Origin of the sequence: Rhizobium azibense (assembly GCF_004342325.1) — a bacterium.
Taxonomy (GTDB): Bacteria; Pseudomonadota; Alphaproteobacteria; order Rhizobiales; family Rhizobiaceae; genus Rhizobium; species Rhizobium etli_B.
This window is the reverse complement of sequence record NZ_SMBJ01000001.1, coordinates 766,621-784,076: the sequence shown is the minus strand read 5'-3', so window position 1 is coordinate 784,076 and position 17,456 is coordinate 766,621. Positions and strand designations below refer to the sequence as shown.

Here is a 17,456-nt window from a genome sequence, read left to right as displayed (position 1 = left end):
GGCGAGAACGGCTGGGTCAGCCCCACCTTATGCGATATTCAGCAGTCGCAGAGATGCCGGCCGCTACGGCCAGTTGTGCTGGCACTACCGCGAGTGCCTGCATGGTGGGGACCTCAAATAAGACCAAAGTCCAGCGACTTTCAGGCTTCGGTCCAATATTCTTTGCGGCAAGCTTGATCCATGTTGTGGGCAGCCTGACGCGCACGGATTCGGTAAGCCGCGCGAAGGGTTAAGGGCTTTCCCGGTCCGCCGCCGGGAAGGCCCCTTTTTTGTAGGAACGCGAGCACCTCCTGGCTCGGCCTTGGCTTCTGGACTTCCATGAACGCTCGGGCTATCTGCTGACTGTCGTTCGAAGAATTGAATTTAGGAAGCAACCAAAATGATGAAAAGAATCGTTCTTGTCAGTGTATTAGTAGGTACCTTGGCATCCTGCACTGCGACCGAACAAGGAACTGCGATCGGCGCCGGATCGGGCGCCATCATCGGTGGTGTCGTCTCCAATAGTTGGGGTGGTGCTGCCGTTGGTGCAGTGGCAGGCGGGCTTGTCGGTGCTTTGATCGGACGCTCGACGGAACACCGTGGCTACTGATCGTGATCGCTATGGTCGCCGCTACGAGGCCCGTTGCCGTTAAAGCGGACAAGCCGTCCGAGATACTTCCTGGTCTGACAAGAAAACAGCCGCCTCCTTTCTAACACAAGGGGACGGTTTTCCGTTCGGCGGAACGTCCCGGCCCCCGATGCCGGCAAGGAAGGTGGTCTCCTGTTTCCCCCTGCTCCTCTCAAACAGAGCTTGAGCCAACTGCCACGGCAGCCGACACAGTGTCTCAATCAGGCCAAGCAGCGGCAATGCGACGATGAAGTAGGTGAATTACAAAGCGTCGGGGTGCCGTCACCCAGACTCCACGCGCTTATCTCAATCGGCTCACACCGATTGGATCACAGGCGCTGCTTTTTCCCCGCGCTCTTGCCGTCGGAGCTTTTCGAGCGTTCCTCAAAGCGTTCCGCCCCCTTTGCAAGGTCAGAACCCTTTTCGGCTTCGATTTTCTTTTCCTCCTTTGCAGTGCTCTTTCTCAGTCCGCGTGCGGCTTGCCTACCTTTTTCTGTCGGGGCTTGTTCGATACCCATTGTGTTTCCTCCGCGTCTTGCTGCCGTAAGTTCAACGGTTAAATTCGGACTTCGTTCCGCCGCTCCTTGGCCACCGTCTGCGACCGCGCCAAGAGCGACGCTGGAGAACTGATCCTGGGATTCGAAAACTCTAGGCACCTAAAATGGCCCTGAATTTTGACAACGGGCGGCGTGGAACATCCAGCGCTTCCAGGTGATCAGCTCTAGACGCCCGCTCGCAGGATCGGCATTTCGTTGAAGGACCGAAGATCTTTGGAGTTGGCGGTTCAGCGAAGTGCTGCAAGATCGATAGGATCAACCAAAAGGCGTACTAAGAAGAACCAAAAGGCAACCGAAGGCGAACTAAAAGGGATAGCTTTCTACTCCGTGCTAAACTGGCTTAATGTCACAACATTCCCGGCGACACTTTGAGCCGAGCAAGGGCATAAGCTTGGCTGCATCCGCTATGTGTTGCGAGGGGCGTCATTCTGGCGTCTTCGTTAGGCGTGCTGACCGTCTAACGCTACCCCAGGGGACGGTGACAGGCAAAGGGGCAGACATGGCAGACATTCCATCTACCAGCGTTGGTGGCGTCACTCTTCGCAAGGACTGGATATCGGTCATATCCATTTTATTCGTAGCAGGATCTATCGCCTTTTCCTTATGGGGGCATGGCAGCAACGAACCGGGGGAGGGTAACGCGGTCCTATCGATCGCGCCTAAGACGTCGATAAGCGCGCCATGATGGGTGCCGCGGAAGCCAAGATGGAAATCCAGGAGTTCGCCTGCGCATCGGCGATTTGGTATTCACCTTCCCAGGTTGTCGGCAAGCGAAATGAAATCGCAGTCGGTGATGAATGGAATGCCAGAGAGCCACTCGTGCGTATATTCGGCACCGGAGCACATGATGGCGTCGAGGGGGAGTGGACCTTTGCACGAGTTTTTGCGATCTCGTTGCCGTGCCGTGTGCCTAGGGCGATCCCAGGCATCCGGGGCCTCAGCCCATCTTACAGACGCTGGGCGAGAGTTTTTCGGATTGGCCGGCTCCAGATCAAACTGGTAGCTCGGCCGACGAGAGATCGGCCCATCGGCTGGAGTGGCCGAGAGAGAATGCGACTATCGCGCACGGGGGCTCACGGTCGAAGAGTGCGCGCACTGGTGATCGGGCGTTCCCAATAACGCCGCAACCGCTGCTTCATCCACTGATGAGATGGATTGTCGAGTGCGTAGTAGCATGCGATCCCAACAGCCATACACACAATGAAGACGATGGCGAAAACGCTCAGCTGCTGACTAAGCGATGCGTCCCTCGCCTCAAATCCGGCTTTGTCAAGGATATACCTGCAGTAAGCAATGGTGATGACATGCGAGAGATAGAGTGCATAGGACGCATCGCCGATATAACGAAGAAACTCGATCTTGCGTTGTCTCCCGTTGCGCTCGCACGAAAGTGCGCCAACCAACAGGAGTGCTGCGGGTAATCCCCACAGCAAGACTCTTTTGGATCCGCTCGCCGGCGCTCCCAACCAGAACGACAGCGCGACACCTGCTAATCCCAATGCGATAAGAAGCATGTGCGCGTTTTTCGGCAGAGCCCTGCCGGAGTGGTGCCAGACGCCGATGAATATGCCCGCAAAAAACTCCAACAGTAATGGCGAGGCGACAACTTTTAGCGAAGCGACTTCGCTGGAGAGCAACCGCGCCAGCATCAAAGTTCCCAGGGTTATTGTGAGGTAGATTAGACGGCGCCCTTCCTTTAGCACCAAACCATACGCGAAAATGAGATAGAAATACATTTCCATGTTGAGCGTCCATCCGACGGCGAGTGCTGGTCCGTCAACGCCGTCCCGGGCGGAATAAGGAATAAAAAGCAGCGATTTCGCAACCTCAGAGACCGTCGGGGACGCCTGATCAAATGAGCCTGGAGACAAACGCGCCCCAACCACAAAAATTATAGTGAAGAGCCAGTAGAGCGGGACGATCTTAATAAATCGATGCGCAAGGAACTCGACAGGCCTCATAAGTTTCCCGGCCGTAACCGACCACATAATGAAGCCGCTGACCACGAAGAACAAATCGACACCAGCCGCAAGCGGACGCCATTGCCAGCCGAAGATGAAACCAATGTGATAGACTGCGACCGCCGTTGCGGCAAACGCTCTGAGATATTGAACCGGATAGATCGTGTTCCCTCGTCTGCCGAGCCTCGCGTTGCTCATTATCCCCCTCCTTCCGAAATTCGTCGTTCGTTGGCAGCCTTCACACGTCGATCTGCCGCCAATCCACCAGCTCAGCTTTCGCAGTCTTCACCCACTTCCTGCCGTTTTGAGGAGGTTGTGGGATGAAAGAAGTCTGCGCATCAAATGGCCAATACGGACGCTTGGGGCGGTTCGATATCGCAGCCATCCATATCGTTTGTGGATCGGCTCTCTTAGAAAGAATGCGCCTGCGAAAACGCCAAAGCCCCGAAATGATTGTCGCGATGGATAGATTTTTTCAGGAGTGGTGCCGGAACATTGTTTTCCAGCTGCGGCGCCCGCCGCCAGCAAAATATGTCGACTGCAGTCGACCGGGTGTTTTGCATGAGTTGCCAAAGGAATTGAGATCGGACCGCCAGAGCTACGTTCGTGCACCAGCTGGTGCCGTCCGGATAGCGGCAGAAGGAAAATAAAGAGCGCCGCAACCGCGACAATCAGCCTGAAAGTTCTTCTTCTTAAGCTGAGTCTCAACTTGTCACACCGCACATTCTGCACTCTACAAACAGGAAATAGAATGGTAGCGAATCCTGGGCTTCCTTATAACTCGTCTAAAGTAACTACTTGGCACTGACCTGCCTCTTATAAATTCGGTCAGCCAATCATGCGAAAATAGGTCAACCGGCACTCTCAGGGGACAAACGCGGCCCAGGTGCCGTGGCTTCGGCGAACATGAGAAGGAGACGGTGAAGCCGAGCCCACTGTATGGGCAGCGCCGTGTTGCCTAGTGAGTTGTGTTTGTGCAGCTCGCTACACCCCGGGCGCATTATCCATCGCCTTCCTTGTCACATGGGCTTAGATGTCGGCTATAGGGAAAGTTCGTGCTTACGAGAAGTGGGGTAGCACTTTAACACCTCATCGCATGCGATCACTTGCAAGATTGGCGAATTACCGCACTTTCCAACGCTGCTGGGCCCCAGGCCTGGTGTCGGTTCTCCCGTCACCTTGGGCGACAATGAGGCCACGCAGCCTCGATACAATCTGAATGCGAGGCTCCACTGGAACGGGCGGGACTTCATTCGAAGGGAAACTGGCGAGATTGAGGGCGCAAGTGATAACATTAGCGTCTTGTGATATTGTGCCGAGCTGTTGTCGGTGGCCGAATTCACGAGAACCCTGCGTCATGATGACAATGACGATTATATTACTCACTGGGTCGTTTGCTGTGGGGTGGGCTCGGCTTGGCGACATAGGCCATCCCGAACAATTTCCGCGCGACGTCCAAGGAGAAGCGGGCAATGCGGAAAGCGACGTGTCAAATGTCTTGGGTCGTATCGGCTGGCAGATCGCGGATATTGGAAAGGAGTTGGATCGCGTTCGGTCGGAGGCCCAAGTCTTGACCGCAGCTGCGGCATTGGAGCAATGGATCATCGTATCGCGAAATACCGCGCGCTCCAGCGCGGTGATGCCAATGCCGGCGGCGATTCGCCGAGCGCTCGGAAACTTTTACGACGAGCAGATCTATGACATGGTGACTTACAAAATTGGTGCTAGCGCCCCCCTGAACATCGCTGACTTGGCCATTCGATACGGCAATGCAGACGCGGTTACTTTGATCGACACCATCATTTTCAGAGATGAAGCTGGAGCAAACGATCCTGGATTATGGGTTCATGAGCTTACGCATGTTCAGCAGTTTCGGGACTGGGGAACGCGTAGTTTTTCCATACGATATTTGAGAGACTGGAAATCTGTTGAGGACGAAGCATACGCCGCCACTGACCGATTCGATACGATGAAAAAAAGGACAAAGCCACGGACGCGCTCGCCAGCGAGCCGACGCCCACTGTACCTCAAGCCATAGAGCCTCGGGGCAAATGCAGTCGGTTGTAGAATAGGACGCACGGTATGCGGGGGAACTTCAGGGCTGATCGGTGCCCAGATGCCTGAAGCTCTGAAATCCGAAGGGCGCTCGACCCTTCCGGGGAGCGCCCTTCGCCGACCCGGATAGCGTCGAACGCGCGACAAGATCGCTGCAGGATGCCATCACATTTGGGTGGTAGCCTCCATATGGGTCGTCAGAAGAAGAATTCAATGGGCGCCCAATCAGGTTAGTGCATGTTCTCGCGCGCATGACAGTAGCGCGAGCCCCTTGTGGACATGAGGGCTGCTCTGGCATGTGCAATGGCTTGCGACAGGGGCAGCATCTACTCGGCTTACGCCATTAACACGCCGCGAGCGAAGGCACTCACCTGCCCCGCAGGCCCCTGCAAGCGTGGCGATCCGCTCTCTCGCAAGAAGCTTATGCCGCTTCAGGAATTCGGGCAATGACCTTGATCTCGAAATCAAAACCGGCGAGCCAGTTCACACCGATTGCGGTCCAGTTGGGATAAGGCGGATTGCTGAAGATCTTGTTCTTGACGCCCATGATGGTCGCGAACTGGTTTTCGGGATCTGTGTGGAACGTGGTCACATCGATAATGTCGTCGAAGGTGCAGCTTGCCGCTTTCAGTGTTGCCTTCAGGTTGTCGAAGGCCAGTTCGACCTGACGCTCGAAATCAGGTTCGGGGGTCCCGTCGGATTGACTGCCGACCTGGCCGGAGACGAAAAGGAGGTCGCCGGAACGGATCGCGGCCGAATAGCCGTGTGCTTGGTAAAGTGCATGCCTATTGGCAGGATAAATTGCTTCGCGTTGCGTCATTTGTTGATCTCTCTTTCATCCTGGTGAGTGGGGCACACAATGAGCAAAACTGCTTGGGGAACTTCCCAGGGTCTTCCATCATTGATATACGCTATGTATGTTAAATACCAAACATACGCATCGTATGTCAATGAGTATACGTCACGTATGTGAAAGCAGGAGAATTTATGGCAAAACGACGCGTCGAGATGATGGAGGAGACCCGCGCAAAGCTGGTTGCGGCCGCGCGAAAGGCATTTGCCGAAAAAGGTTATGCTGCCGCCTCAATGGACGAGCTTACCGCAGAGGTCGGCCTCACCCGGGGAGCGCTTTATCACAACTTCGGAGACAAGCGTGGACTTCTGGCTGCAGTGGTCAACCAGATAGATGCTGAAATGGCCTTCCGGGCACAGGAGATCGGCGGCCGAGCGGGAAACGCCTGGGAAGGATTACTCATTGAGGGTACGGCCTATATCGAAATGGCGCTCGATCCCGAAGTACAGCGGATCGTTCTGCTCGACGGGCCAGCGGTCCTCGGAGATCCATCGCAATGGCCCAGCCAGAGCAGCTGCTTGCAGGCAACAAAGCAGACAGTAAAGCGACTGATCGCGCAAGGCGTTTTGAAGCCAGTGGACGCAGAGGCGGCCGCACGGCTGCTGAATGGTGCCGCGCTCAATGCAGCCCTGTGGATTGCGGCCAGCGAAGATCCGAAAGATGTCTTTCCGAAAGCGGCTCAGGCATTCCGTTATCTCGCCACAGGTCTGCTTGCAGGCTGACGTGATCTCCTCGACGCTCACGGGATGTCGCGACCGTGTGCCTGCCCGCCCGCATGCTCTGTATGGCCATGCTCAATGCGACAGCAACGTCGGGAAGCGCACTGTGGAGTGGCAACGCAACGCTCCTTCGTCACCGGTTCGATCTCGTGACGCAGCACGGCTGATTTTTTGCGACCTCTGTCGGATCGGTGTCTCCTCCAACGTCCTTTGAATGCGACGACCAATCGAGAATGGAGAATGGAGATGCTGATTGTCGCGGGCCCGCCGAAGCATTTTGCTTCCCATCCCACCGTGACGCCGCCTGTTTGAAACTGGAGGAAATCAACATGATGAAACTATACGGACTAGGTCCGACGCGCTCGCTTCGCGCACTTTGGGCCCTTCAAGAGCTTGATGTGGAATTCGAGTTTGTGCCCGTCAATCTCCTGGCTGGCGAAAATCGTCGCCCGGACTTCCTGCGCCTCAATCCCGCCGGAAAGCTCCCAGTGCTGGTTGACGGTGACCTTGTACTTACAGAATCCGCCGCGATCGTCATGTACTTAGCAGAGAAATATGGTGCCGAAGGCCTTATGCCCACCGACCTAAGGGAGCGGGCGCGGGCCTATCGATGGTCTATGTTTGCAATCACCGAATTTGAACAACCGCTGTGGCGGATCGCCAAGCACACCTTCCTATATCCCGAAGACAAACGACTGCCAGAGGATATAGCTCTCGCAAGAGAAGAGTTTATGGCGATGGCAGCAATACTTGAGCGTCACATGGACGGGCGGGCGTTCATCGTCGGTGACAAAATAACCATCGCTGATTGCGTCACCGCCTATGTTGTGGACTGGGGCAATGAAAATGGGCTGGTTGACGGCTGTCCAAATCTCAAGGCTTATCTTGAGCGGATGTACGCGCGACCCAAGGCGCCGCAGCGGATTGCCGAAGCCATCGCAAAGCTCCAACCTGCTGCCTGATCGTGGCGATGCCTGCATGTACCAATCTAGGCGTAATCGTCACAGCGACTAGGTGATCCCGGCGAGATCGTCTTCCTGCGTTCACATGCCTGGCTCGGACCGAGCGCGCAGAACATCTCGCTTGGGCGGCGTGAATGCAGCCAGCGAGAGGAGCGTTGTCGATTTCGGCCGCAAGTCCGCACGCGCTGATCGAGCATCTGTACTAGATCGATCGGAGAGCCTCTTCCGATTTCGGCGGCGTAGGCAGGAGGACGCGCAAAACAGATCACCTCTGTTCTAACCGGATACGACGAGGGCTCGTCCAAAAGGTTCAAAAATGGCGAGCCTGTCGCACCGCGTGCGGCGGGCGCTCATCCCAATTCCCGCGGCACTCGGAATCACGGCCTTTGTGCCCCCTTCGAAAAGATGACAAAGTTGACACGAGGGTATACTAGTTAAAAGGATCAGTACGGTGGCGCACCTTCAGCGCAGTGCCGCCGAATTTTTCAGAAGCCAGATGCCTGTCCGTCAGGGTATCAACAATCTCCAATGCCGGCTTCATGAAGGCGATTGAGGGCAGAGTTTCAGCAATGACGGCGACCTTGCGCGTCTCTATGTCGACAATCGACCAACTGCCGACTTGGTCGCGTCGGGCGTAATATTGCGAGCTAGTTCGAAATTATCACCTTAATCGCCTTTTTCAGCAAGCTGAGTGGCGCGCACGTCGATGTCTTCATCGCTGTCGGCCCTGGCAATTAGCCGCACCAGGCTTTGTTCGTTGGTAACACCATGCTGATAGAAATAGATGATCTGGCTTGCGAGTTGGTCGCGCTCATCATCGCTCGTTATGTGATGGGTAGTAGAGATGTGATCGAAGACTCTCTGGCAAATTTCAATATCGCCGTTCTGCAAAGGCGTTTCACGGGCAGAGAAATGGTCTCTGGTCATGGTTGGTTCCTCAACACTCCCTAAGAAGCCAACAGAAACCCCGCCAAAAGCGGGGGCAAGGTACCTCACGAAATTATTGCGACAAGGGCTCGTCTAGAGAGGGGTCGAAGGCGAGCCCAAGCCATCATTTTTAGTGCCCAAGGGATGATCCCTTAGCACTAGGGGCACGTCCGCTTCAGCGACTGGAGGAGGCTGAAATGGCGTGCGAAGATCAACGCGCATGGGAACGAAAAGTTCCAGGGTAATGAGCCGCCCTGAACGGAGGCGCCCCCTCGATGCCCCGGCGACCGCCGAACAGTCAGCACCAAGAGCATCCGCAGATGGCCGAGCACCCGCCCGCACTCGTCATATTGAAAAAACAGGTGGCGAAGGGCCGCCTGACGCGCGCCCGTCAAATATCGGTCGCGAAAGGAGATGTCAGCCACCTGCGAAAAGCCGTTCGATCTTCTCCCAGTCCCTTGCAATCCTGCGCCGGCGCATCCGCCTTTTCAGCCAGGAGACAAGGCAGCGTGTTTCGCCGCCGCCGAAAGAGTACGACCTTCCTGCCGAGATTGCAGTACCGCTACTCCAAAATAGTCCTCGGCCTGCACTCGTGGTCGGGTAACACGCTCGACAGGGCATGCAATACTGGCAGTCTTATCTCACCGTCGAGCGTGGTCAAGGTCGACACCAGTACGACGTCACTGGATTGACGCGTTCAGCGCCCCATCCGCAAAATCTGTCTTGCCAGATCAATGAAGGCGCGCAGCTTCGGCTGGGTTTGAGCGCGCCGCGGAAAGTAAAGGAAAAGACCAGGCGTCGTCGGCAGGTACCGCTCAAGCACACGAACAACCTGGCCGGCGCGCAGTTCGGCTTCTACGGCGATATCGGCGACATAGGCCAGGCCAAGGCCGGCCCGTGCCCAGGAGACGAGCAGCGCACCGTCGTTGACGACCAGGCTACCCGGCGGCTCGACGGAGAAGTTCCGGCCGTCGCGTTCGAATTCCCACCTGTAGAGCGCGCCCGAATTCGGAAAACGATACCGAATTGCCTCATGGCCGGCAAGATCCAGTGGTGCCTCCGGTCGGCCGCGAGCGGCGAGGTATTCGGGGCTCGCCACCACCGCCCAGGTAATGTCCCGTGAAAGACGCACCGCGACCATATCTCGCTCGACATACTCGCCGATGCGGATGCCGGCATCGAAACCGCGTGCGGACAGATCGACTGTTGCATCCTCGACCGCCACCTCGACTGCGACCCTTGGATATGCGCGCCTCATCGCCGGAACGACAGGCTCTATAACCAACGCCACCGCCATGCGCGGCACTGTGAGGCGCAACAATCCCGATGGTTCGCGCACTGAGGCGACGTCCTCGACAGCTGCGATGATTTCGGCGGCTGCAGGAGCGGTGCGGGCTAGCAAAGTCGCGCCGGCCTCCGTCAGCCCGACGCGCCGTGTCGTGCGGATGAACAAGGTCGTCCCAAGCTTTTCTTCGAGGGATTTCACTGCCTGGCTTACGGCAGCCGGGGATACACCGAGTCGCGCAGCCGCTGCGGTGAAACTGCCCGCCGCCGCCGCGGCAAGGAAAGCAGAGAGGCCGTTAAATGGATCCGATCGCAGGCTCATGCGCTGATTATTAACCCATGCTTTAAAATGCTGAAAGTAGATCGGGGTTTTTCCTCGCTATTTCCTCGGTTAGGCTCTGCCCGTCAACGGTAGAGGAGAGAGGACATGACCGACGCAATGATATCCGACACAATGGCTGTGCCACGCCGGGATATTCTCGCCGGCATGCTAGTTGCTGGCGCAACGGTTGGCGCGGGGTTCGCCGCTAAACCGGCAGCAGCGCAGCCTCCTGGTGTCCTTCAGGGAAAGGTCGCAATCATTACCGGGGGAACATCCGGCATCGGCGCGGTGACAGCCGCCGTCCTCGCTCGGGCCGGAGCCAAGGTTGCCTTCAACGGTCGGCGAGAGGCGCTCGGACACGAAGTGGAGGCACGGATTCGCGCCACGGGCGGCGAGGTCGTCTATGTCAAATCGGACGTGCGCGACGCCCATCAGGTCGAGCGTTTCGTGGCTGAAACAGTCGAGCGCTACGGCCGCCTCGACATTGCCTTCAACAATGCTGGTATCGACCGGCCACCAGCGCCAATCGCCGACACCGATATTCTCGGTTTCGATGATCAGATTGCGACGAACCTGCGCGGTGTCTTCGTCGCAATGAAATACGAGCTGCCGCACCTCGTCCGCTCCGAAGGAGCGATGATCAACATGGCCTCGATCGGCGGTCGCCACGCCTTTCCAGACATCGTTGCCTACGGAGCTTCAAAGGCTGCCGTCATCCACATGACTCGCGCCGCCGCACAGGAGTACGGACGGCACGTACGCATCAACGCCATTGCGCCCGGCGCAATCGAGACGCCGATGCTCGAGCGGGTGCGGCGCGACTGGAAAGTGACGACCGAACAACTTGTTGGCCCCTACCCTATGCGGCGCGCCGGCACGCCGGAGGAGGTTGCTTCCCTGGTCGTTTTCCTCGCCAGCGGTGCCAGTTCATACATAAGCGGGCACGTCATCGGGATCGATGGCGGCGATCTTTCTTAGCCTTCTGAGCTGAAAAAGCGTACCGCGGCAACCCCACTTCATATGCCGCCACCAGTGCCTGCGCTGTTCCAGCGGCAGATTATCGGCCAGCCGAACAACACCCGCGAATTGCCGTAACAGGACGTCTTGTTCGGCGGTCGGACGTGCGTGTAGCGGAAAGTGCTGCGGTCCAAGGTGCGCAACCGTGGAATATCGCAACCGGCAGGCATGTCAGCGGCAAGCGGCTCAAGGCCGCTCTCGCGTTCCTTCCCCGGCCGGAATACCGGCGTATCCCGCGAGGTTGAAGGATTCCGTCTGGCGTCAACCCGCGCCAGCTGTGCATGGTCGCGGTGCCTTCACAATCCCCCCGGCCTTCGCCGGAGCAGTCGCACTGCAATTTTATCTCCTGGGGTCGAGGAAAGTGACAGGACCCGTAGTGCTTGCCGTGGTGGCTGTGGCTCTCGTCTCTGGCCCTTCAGCGGCTGGTTGTCGCGCAACAGATCCTTCAAAATTTGACTTCAGCCGATTGTGGCAACAGCCCACTCGCATCGGCACGAAGGAGGCCGGTGCGATGACGCACAGCCTCTTTCAATTGCGAAATCGCAGAAGCCGTCTATTGCGCGGCTTCCTCGATCAACCCGGCGACGAATTGCGGCTTCGAGATCATCACGACATGGGAAGCACCCGCGACCACGACTGTGTGCTTGGAGCCTGCCCGCTCCGCCATGAATCCAAGCGCCCTTGCCGGGATATTCTTGTCACCGTCGCCATAGATGAACCATGAAGGCAAGTCTTTCCAGGCGGGCTCGCCGGATTTCTCGGTCAGTGCCGCCTCGGCGATGGGGCGCTGTCCCGCCGCCATAAGAGCGGCCTGTTCCGACGGTACGTCGTGAGCAAACTGCTGGTGGAACTTTGCCTTGTCGATGTAAAGGTCTACGCCGCCATCAGGCAACTTGACGGGGGCCGCGATCGCTTGACCAAGGGTGCCACCGGGAAATTTGCCAGCCAGGTCGGCTGCCGCTTCTCCAGCTTCCGGTGCGAAAGCTGCGACATAGACGAGCGACTTGACGTTGTCTTGGCCCCTTGCCGCGTTCGAGATCACTTGCCCGCCATAGGAGTGGCCGACGAGAACGACGGGACCCTCGATACTGCGGACGACGTTTGAGACATATGCGGCATCACTGGAAACACCGCGCAGTGGGTTGGCCGCGGCGACGACAGGAAAGCCGTCCTTTTCAAGAATTTGAATGACGCCGTTCCAGCTGGAAGAGTCGGCAAATGCGCCATGCACGAGGACGACGGTGGGCTTGGCCGGCTGTGCGGCAACGGCACCTGCGAAAAGAGCACCAATAACGGCGACAGCGGCTGCAAACCTGGGCATGTCATTTCCTTTCTATCGTAGATTGTTTGTCGGGATGGCTCTATCGTTTCGAAGCGATGCTCGGCTTTTAAGCGAGAGACCTCGCATTAGAACTCGGCTAGATCTATTGTGCACAATTTTATTGGACACGATCTAAATATATCGGCCGGGTGTGATAGTCAATGGCTTGCGAATAGATCGTGCGAAAATGTTCAGGAGGAAAAATGCCCTGAACGCCAATAGCTGAATGCTTTTTTAGCTTTTCGGCGGGATGCGCCTTCAACAAGCTCTATCGGTACCTGTATTGCCGATCTCGGTCCTGCCGACCTTCACTAACCGGTTTTGGTCTCGCTCCTGTGCCGCGACGGACGCACCGTCAAGGAAGTCGGCGCGGCCGAAGGTCGGGCGCTTAAGCCGCGCCCCGGTCTGGAAGTGCAGAAGTTATGGCGACAGTTGCCGAAAGCTCACTGGTGGGCACGATAAAGGTACAAGGCGCTTCTAAATCTGATTGCCGTATGAACCCTGGCTTGCGTCTCCTGACGGCCCTTGATTGCTAAGAAGAAGCTGTTCCATACGGGACTTTTGAATAACGGCCGATTCGGGACACTTTCCTTTCGTTTGGCTCTCTCTAGTTGTTATATTGCTAACCAAAGCGAAACTTGGTTGAAAAAATTAGCTTCAGCGTGTTAGCAATGTCTCGACAGCCTTAGGTGGGAACGAGCTGCGTCTATGAACGGTCAAGCTGATGATTTTGTTTCTTATTACGGGAATAGCCTGAGACTGGTAAGATGCTCTGCAAAAGTTGCACAGGCCTACAGGATCGTAGCCGCCGCAGATGCGACTCTTTGGCAGGTATATCCAGAACTGCTGGACCCCGACCGTAGATCGCGTGTCGAGGCCGTGCTTGCCGGCGGAATCCCGTGCAACATTGCGATCGAACCTGGCGGGTCCCAGGACGGGCGAAATCTTCTCCTTTTCAGCACGGAACGGGGACTGGGCATCATCGAGACGCGAAACCCGATGGCTCGTTCGAAGGCGCTGAATGGAGATGCAGACCGAGCTTTGCTTCTTCATCAGGCTACGCACGATGCATTGACGGGACTGGCCAACCGTCGCCAGTTCAGCAGCGACCTTCAGGCGAATCTCCCTGCGCTTGCAGGGCACAAACTTGCATTGATGCAGATCGATCTCGATGACTTCAAGCCGGTGAACGACACCCTTGGCCATGGCGCCGGCGATGTCGTCCTCAAGATGACGGCGGAACGAATCCAAGCCGTGCTTCGCGACGGTGAGACCGCCTACAGGCTCGCGGGCGATGAATTCGCCGTTATCCAATCCTGTGACGACCAGCCCGCTGAAGCAGAGCGTCTGGCCGAATCCTTGGTCCGGGCGTTCAAGGATCCATTTAGCATCGACGGAATCAGTGTTTTTGTGGGCGCAAGCGTAGGAATTGCCATTGCCCCGATTGACGGCAACGACGGCGAACAATTGATGAAGGCCGCCGACATTGCGCTCTACGCGGCGAAGAATGACGGACGCGGCCGCGCGAGAACGTTCAACCGCTCGATGATGATTATGCTGGAACAGCGTGAGATGCTGAGGCGCAGCTTACGTGTAGCCCTCCAGGAACAACAATTCTTCATAGAGTATCAGCCGCTCGTCGAGATTGTGGATGGAATCATAGGATTCGAGGCCCTCCTGCGCTGGCGTCATCCTTATGCCGGCGTTGTTCCGCCCAGTCTTTTCATACCCATGGCCGAAGCCGACGGCCTGATGGGCGATATTGGAGCGTGGGTGCTCGAACAGGCTTGCCGTGAGGCGGCGACCTGGCCCTCGCATTTTATTGTTTCGGTCAATCTTTCTCCGGCAGAATTCCTGCGCGCCGGTTTCACAGATCGAATAACTCGGATCCTCGACGAGGTCGGACTTCCGGCCGATAGGCTGGAGCTCGAAATAACCGAAACCGTCTTGCTGGAGCGCACGACCAACAACCTCGACACGCTCCACACCCTTGAGGTCTTAGGTACCCGCATCGCGCTCGACGACTTTGGCACTCGCTATTCCTCTCTGAACTACCTACAGAACTTCCCGTTCGACACGATCAAGATCGACAAGCACTTCATCAACGATGTTGAAACGAACCCGAAGAGCCAGACGATCGTGCGTTTCATCATCGGGCTTGCGCATGGATTGGGGATGCGAGTTACGGCAGAAGGCGTCGAGACAACCGGTCAAGCGGATTGGCTTATCAAAAAAAAATGCGACCGACTGCAAGGAAACTTTTTGGGCGCCCCGATGTCCGCCGAAGCGATTGGCGATTTTCTGCGTCAATCGTCGTTCGAGATGCTTTAAGATCTTCCAAGATAACACAGGCGTTGCGCATACCTTCGATTCGTGAGGGAATGCCGCGAGAACACCGAAAATTGCGGTATATCCGCGCCACCCGCACCAACCCCGGTACGAACCTCTCGTGACGAGGGCCCCGATTTACAACATTGGTCAGAATTCATGGACCTCGCTCGACCAGCGGCCGTTACGATCGCAGTTTTGTCAGTCACGGATCTCGATCCAAACTGGCGCGTGATCGCTTGCGTGCGGTAGCGATCGGATAGACTTGTCGACGCCGGCAGCCACCAGATCGTCGGCCAACGATGCGCTTAGTAGAAAGTGATCGATGCGAAGGCCAGCATCCCGAGCGAAGGCGTTGCGGAAATACTTCCAGAATGTGTAGATGCGTTGATCCGGATAAAGATGCCGGATCGCATCGGTCCAGCCCTGCGAAACAAGATCAGCGTAGGCCGCCCTCACCTCAGGCCGGAACAAAGCGTCCTCTCGCCATCTCTCAGGGGCGTAGACGTCGATATCGCTCGGCATGACGTTGAAATCACCAATCAGTGCGCTTGGAACGTCCAGTTCCAGAAGCTCGGCAGCGTAGCTTGTAAGGCGCTCGAACCAGCGAAGTTTATAGTCGAATTTCGGGCCTGGCGCCGGGTTGCCGTTGGGAAGATAGATGCATCCGATCACCATGCCGTTGATGACTGCCTCGATATACCGGCTATGCGTGTCGTCAGGATCACCTGGCAATCCACTCCTGGTTTTTACAGGCTCTTTTCCTTTCGCCAGGATGGCGACACCGTTCCAGCTCTTCTGGCCATGCCAGATGGCACCGTATCCCGCCTTCTCAAGCGCACGTTGTGGGAATTTCTCATCAGGCGCTTTCAGCTCCTGCAGGCATACAACATCCGGCGCGGTTTCCTTCAGCCAACGCAGGATAACATCGAGTCGGCCATTTATACCGTTGACGTTGAAGGTGGCGATTTTCACGGCCAATCAAAGCCTGGTGCGGCGGTTGGTTGGTCACATGCGCGGGCCTTGTCCTTCGCCTCTTCATGGCAATCGGCAGAAACCAAGCCGCCGACGGCAACGTTCCCCTCAAAACGTCCCTTCTCGTTGCGCCGCAAGTAGCGTTTCCCGGCGTTGGCATCGATCAGCTTGCACTTGATCATGTCATTTCATCCTCCCAGGCTGCCGTCCCACTAACAACGTATGTCGCGATAATGAGGATGCATTGAATCTAACGCGTTTCTTCCGCCTGAAAAGTGCAAGATTGAACGCCCAAGGCTCTGAAAATTGAGTAGGTGATTGGCATGCTTCCAGAAATATTGCGCTCGGTCGAATGGATGGGGCCGAGCATAGTTTGCGGTCGCACTTCGGGCGAATTGCCAAGCATCACAGGACTCTTCTTGCACCGTTCGCGAAATCGTTGTGTCCGCGAAGGTGATGCGTCCCATGTCAGGCCCTCGGTCGGGCGAATAGAGAGCAAAGGGGAATCGTGTGAAGCTGCAAGAATGGGTGGGAGCGTTACCCAAAAGAGGTAATTCGTTTTGGCCGGCCTTCGTGGTAGGAAAAACTATCGCGACAGTTGTATTAAGTCGTCGCGGCTTGGACGGGTCGCATCGCCGGATGCGGCCTGTCTCGTTTTCAACCCCACCTGCGGGCGGCTAATGAAGCTCCGCATGAACTCCTCGGGCCACGGACTGCTCCGCCGTTTCCACGGTAAGCGGATCGCACATCTTGGCCCCGGCCGTGCACGTGCTCACAGTGTTAACGACGTTGAGGAATCGTGACTCGACTCATCCCTGAACCCGGTGGTTCTATTTGACAGCAGGCTGGGGAGTTATCGATGGGATATGAGTGGGATGACGCCCGCGAGCGTCGGGCTTACGCTATCAAGGTCGTCTCGGTCGTGCTGGTGTCAGCTGTGACGGCAGGAGTTCCGATTTGGATCGTTGCAAAAGCCATGGGGCTTTGAAAGCGCCGCGGTCAACCTTCAGAGGCAGGGCTCGGTGATACCGCCGTGACGTTTGCCGGGTTCCTTGCCTGTCGCGGCGGTATCGGCCGTAACAAGCTGCGCGATGACGGGATCGGGATCGTGGGCCGCGCTCCAAATCTGTGTCGCCAGCCTTCAATCCTCGGATTCAAACAAAAATTGAGCGAGCCGGAGTGTTCAATTGCCGGTCGCGGGGCAGCTTTTTGAGATGCTCCTGCCTGTCAACTCCCTGCGCGCTCACCTGCGCGAGGTTGCCGCGTGCCGATCTCCTAACTCGGAACCTACGGAACCTTGGGTCGTTTCATCAACGCATCCGAGGAGCTCAAGCGATGACTAAGACGGCAAATACGACCAACTCGAACCTCGAAAAGGATCCTGAAGATTGGATCAGTGGCGATGAGCCTATGACAGCAGCCCAGCAATCCTATCTGAAGACGTTGTCCGAGCAGGCAAACACCCCGGAGATATTCTCCGTGAAATTGACAAAAGCGGAAGCCTCGAAACGGATCGACGCGCTCCGTTCGCAACTTGGCCTCGCAGACCGATGAGACTTTCAGGCACC

The 17,456-nt window shown here is 56.8% G+C and carries 18 protein-coding genes and 1 pseudogene; 10 read left to right on the top strand and 9 right to left on the bottom strand.

The window, feature by feature from the left end; translation table 11 throughout:
* Nucleotides 1-379: 379 nt before the first annotated feature.
* A pseudogene (locus tag EV130_RS03760) lies at nucleotides 380-632 on the top strand (YMGG-like glycine zipper-containing protein).
* Between the two features lie 304 nt (nucleotides 633-936).
* On the opposite strand, the gene EV130_RS03755 reads toward EV130_RS03760, so the two are convergent.
* Both EV130_RS03755 and EV130_RS03745 read right to left on the bottom strand, forming a co-directional pair.
* A complete protein-coding gene (locus EV130_RS03755) occupies nucleotides 937-1,125 on the bottom strand; it encodes a hypothetical protein (protein WP_074064126.1) in 189 nt (62 codons plus the stop codon).
* A 1,112-nt stretch (nucleotides 1,126-2,237) separates the two neighbouring features.
* The gene (locus EV130_RS03745) at nucleotides 2,238-3,323 is read right to left on the bottom strand and encodes an acyltransferase family protein (RefSeq protein WP_074064124.1); all 1,086 of its coding nucleotides are present in this window, start codon (nucleotides 3,321-3,323) and stop codon (nucleotides 2,238-2,240) included.
* Nucleotides 3,324-3,445: 122 nt separating this feature from the next.
* On the opposite strand from EV130_RS03745, the gene EV130_RS03740 reads away from it, so the two are divergent.
* Both EV130_RS03740 and EV130_RS03735 read left to right on the top strand, forming a co-directional pair.
* On the top strand, nucleotides 3,446-3,775 hold the full coding sequence (locus tag EV130_RS03740; protein WP_132659300.1) for a hypothetical protein: 330 nt from the start codon (nucleotides 3,446-3,448) through the stop codon (nucleotides 3,773-3,775).
* Between the two features lie 707 nt (nucleotides 3,776-4,482).
* A complete protein-coding gene (locus EV130_RS03735) occupies nucleotides 4,483-5,163 on the top strand; it encodes an eCIS core domain-containing protein (RefSeq protein ID WP_165918481.1) in 681 nt (226 codons plus the stop codon).
* Nucleotides 5,164-5,601: 438 nt separating this feature from the next.
* Here EV130_RS03735 and EV130_RS03730 read toward each other — a convergent pair whose 3' ends face one another.
* Nucleotides 5,602-6,000, bottom strand: a complete 399-nt coding sequence (locus EV130_RS03730) for a RidA family protein (RefSeq protein ID WP_132659296.1) — start codon at nucleotides 5,998-6,000, stop codon at nucleotides 5,602-5,604.
* A gap of 167 nt (nucleotides 6,001-6,167) precedes the next feature.
* On the opposite strand from EV130_RS03730, the gene EV130_RS03725 reads away from it, so the two are divergent.
* Entirely contained in the window at nucleotides 6,168-6,755 is a 588-nt protein-coding gene (locus EV130_RS03725; protein WP_074064121.1) for a TetR/AcrR family transcriptional regulator, read from the top strand.
* Nucleotides 6,756-7,081: 326 nt separating this feature from the next.
* Nucleotides 7,082-7,714 (top strand): glutathione S-transferase family protein, encoded by a 633-nt coding sequence (locus EV130_RS03720; protein ID WP_132659294.1) that lies wholly within the window; start codon nucleotides 7,082-7,084, stop codon nucleotides 7,712-7,714.
* A gap of 666 nt (nucleotides 7,715-8,380) precedes the next feature.
* Here EV130_RS03720 and EV130_RS03715 read toward each other — a convergent pair.
* Entirely contained in the window at nucleotides 8,381-8,641 is a 261-nt protein-coding gene (locus tag EV130_RS03715; RefSeq protein ID WP_132659292.1) for a hypothetical protein, read from the bottom strand.
* A 320-nt stretch (nucleotides 8,642-8,961) separates the two neighbouring features.
* Between EV130_RS03715 and EV130_RS03710 the strand changes: the two genes are divergently transcribed.
* Nucleotides 8,962-9,333 (top strand): hypothetical protein, encoded by a 372-nt coding sequence (locus EV130_RS03710; RefSeq protein WP_132659290.1) that lies wholly within the window; start codon nucleotides 8,962-8,964, stop codon nucleotides 9,331-9,333.
* Between the two features lie 5 nt (nucleotides 9,334-9,338).
* Here the strand turns inward: EV130_RS03710 and EV130_RS03705 are convergent, their stop codons facing one another.
* Nucleotides 9,339-10,247, bottom strand: a complete 909-nt coding sequence (locus tag EV130_RS03705) for a LysR family transcriptional regulator (RefSeq protein WP_132659288.1) — start codon at nucleotides 10,245-10,247, stop codon at nucleotides 9,339-9,341.
* Nucleotides 10,248-10,352: 105 nt separating this feature from the next.
* Between EV130_RS03705 and EV130_RS03700 the strand changes: the two genes are divergently transcribed.
* Nucleotides 10,353-11,225: an SDR family NAD(P)-dependent oxidoreductase gene (locus EV130_RS03700; protein WP_132659286.1), complete on the top strand. Its 873-nt coding sequence runs from the start codon at nucleotides 10,353-10,355 to the stop codon at nucleotides 11,223-11,225.
* On the opposite strand, the gene EV130_RS34185 is transcribed toward EV130_RS03700, so the two are convergent.
* Both EV130_RS34185 and EV130_RS03690 read right to left on the bottom strand, forming a co-directional pair.
* Nucleotides 11,175-11,423, bottom strand: coding sequence for a helix-turn-helix domain-containing protein (locus tag EV130_RS34185; protein ID WP_074064117.1), 249 nt, complete (start codon nucleotides 11,421-11,423; stop codon nucleotides 11,175-11,177). The genes EV130_RS03700 and EV130_RS34185 overlap by 51 nt on opposite strands.
* Nucleotides 11,424-11,817: 394 nt before the next feature.
* Nucleotides 11,818-12,585 carry an alpha/beta fold hydrolase gene (locus EV130_RS03690; RefSeq protein WP_132659284.1) on the bottom strand — a complete coding sequence of 256 codons (768 nt, stop codon included), beginning with the start codon at nucleotides 12,583-12,585 and terminating at the stop codon, nucleotides 11,818-11,820.
* A gap of 708 nt (nucleotides 12,586-13,293) precedes the next feature.
* Between EV130_RS03690 and EV130_RS03685 the strand changes: the two genes are divergently transcribed.
* Nucleotides 13,294-14,916: a putative bifunctional diguanylate cyclase/phosphodiesterase gene (locus EV130_RS03685; protein ID WP_074064115.1), complete on the top strand. Its 1,623-nt coding sequence runs from the start codon at nucleotides 13,294-13,296 to the stop codon at nucleotides 14,914-14,916.
* A 198-nt stretch (nucleotides 14,917-15,114) separates the two neighbouring features.
* Here the strand turns inward: EV130_RS03685 and xth are convergent, their stop codons facing one another.
* Nucleotides 15,115-15,888 (bottom strand): exodeoxyribonuclease III, encoded by a 774-nt coding sequence (gene xth, locus EV130_RS03680; protein WP_074065600.1) that lies wholly within the window; start codon nucleotides 15,886-15,888, stop codon nucleotides 15,115-15,117.
* Nucleotides 15,885-16,070, bottom strand: coding sequence for a hypothetical protein (locus EV130_RS03675; protein WP_074064114.1), 186 nt, complete (start codon nucleotides 16,068-16,070; stop codon nucleotides 15,885-15,887). The genes xth and EV130_RS03675 overlap by 4 nt, the downstream gene beginning before the upstream one ends.
* Nucleotides 16,071-16,747: 677 nt before the next feature.
* Between EV130_RS03675 and EV130_RS33820 the strand changes: the two genes are divergently transcribed.
* On the top strand, nucleotides 16,748-16,876 hold the full coding sequence (locus EV130_RS33820; protein WP_257788709.1) for a hypothetical protein: 129 nt from the start codon (nucleotides 16,748-16,750) through the stop codon (nucleotides 16,874-16,876).
* 347 nt (nucleotides 16,877-17,223) lie between these two features.
* Nucleotides 17,224-17,442 (top strand): DUF3072 domain-containing protein, encoded by a 219-nt coding sequence (locus tag EV130_RS03670; protein ID WP_074064113.1) that lies wholly within the window; start codon nucleotides 17,224-17,226, stop codon nucleotides 17,440-17,442.
* Nucleotides 17,443-17,456 lie beyond the last annotated feature (14 nt).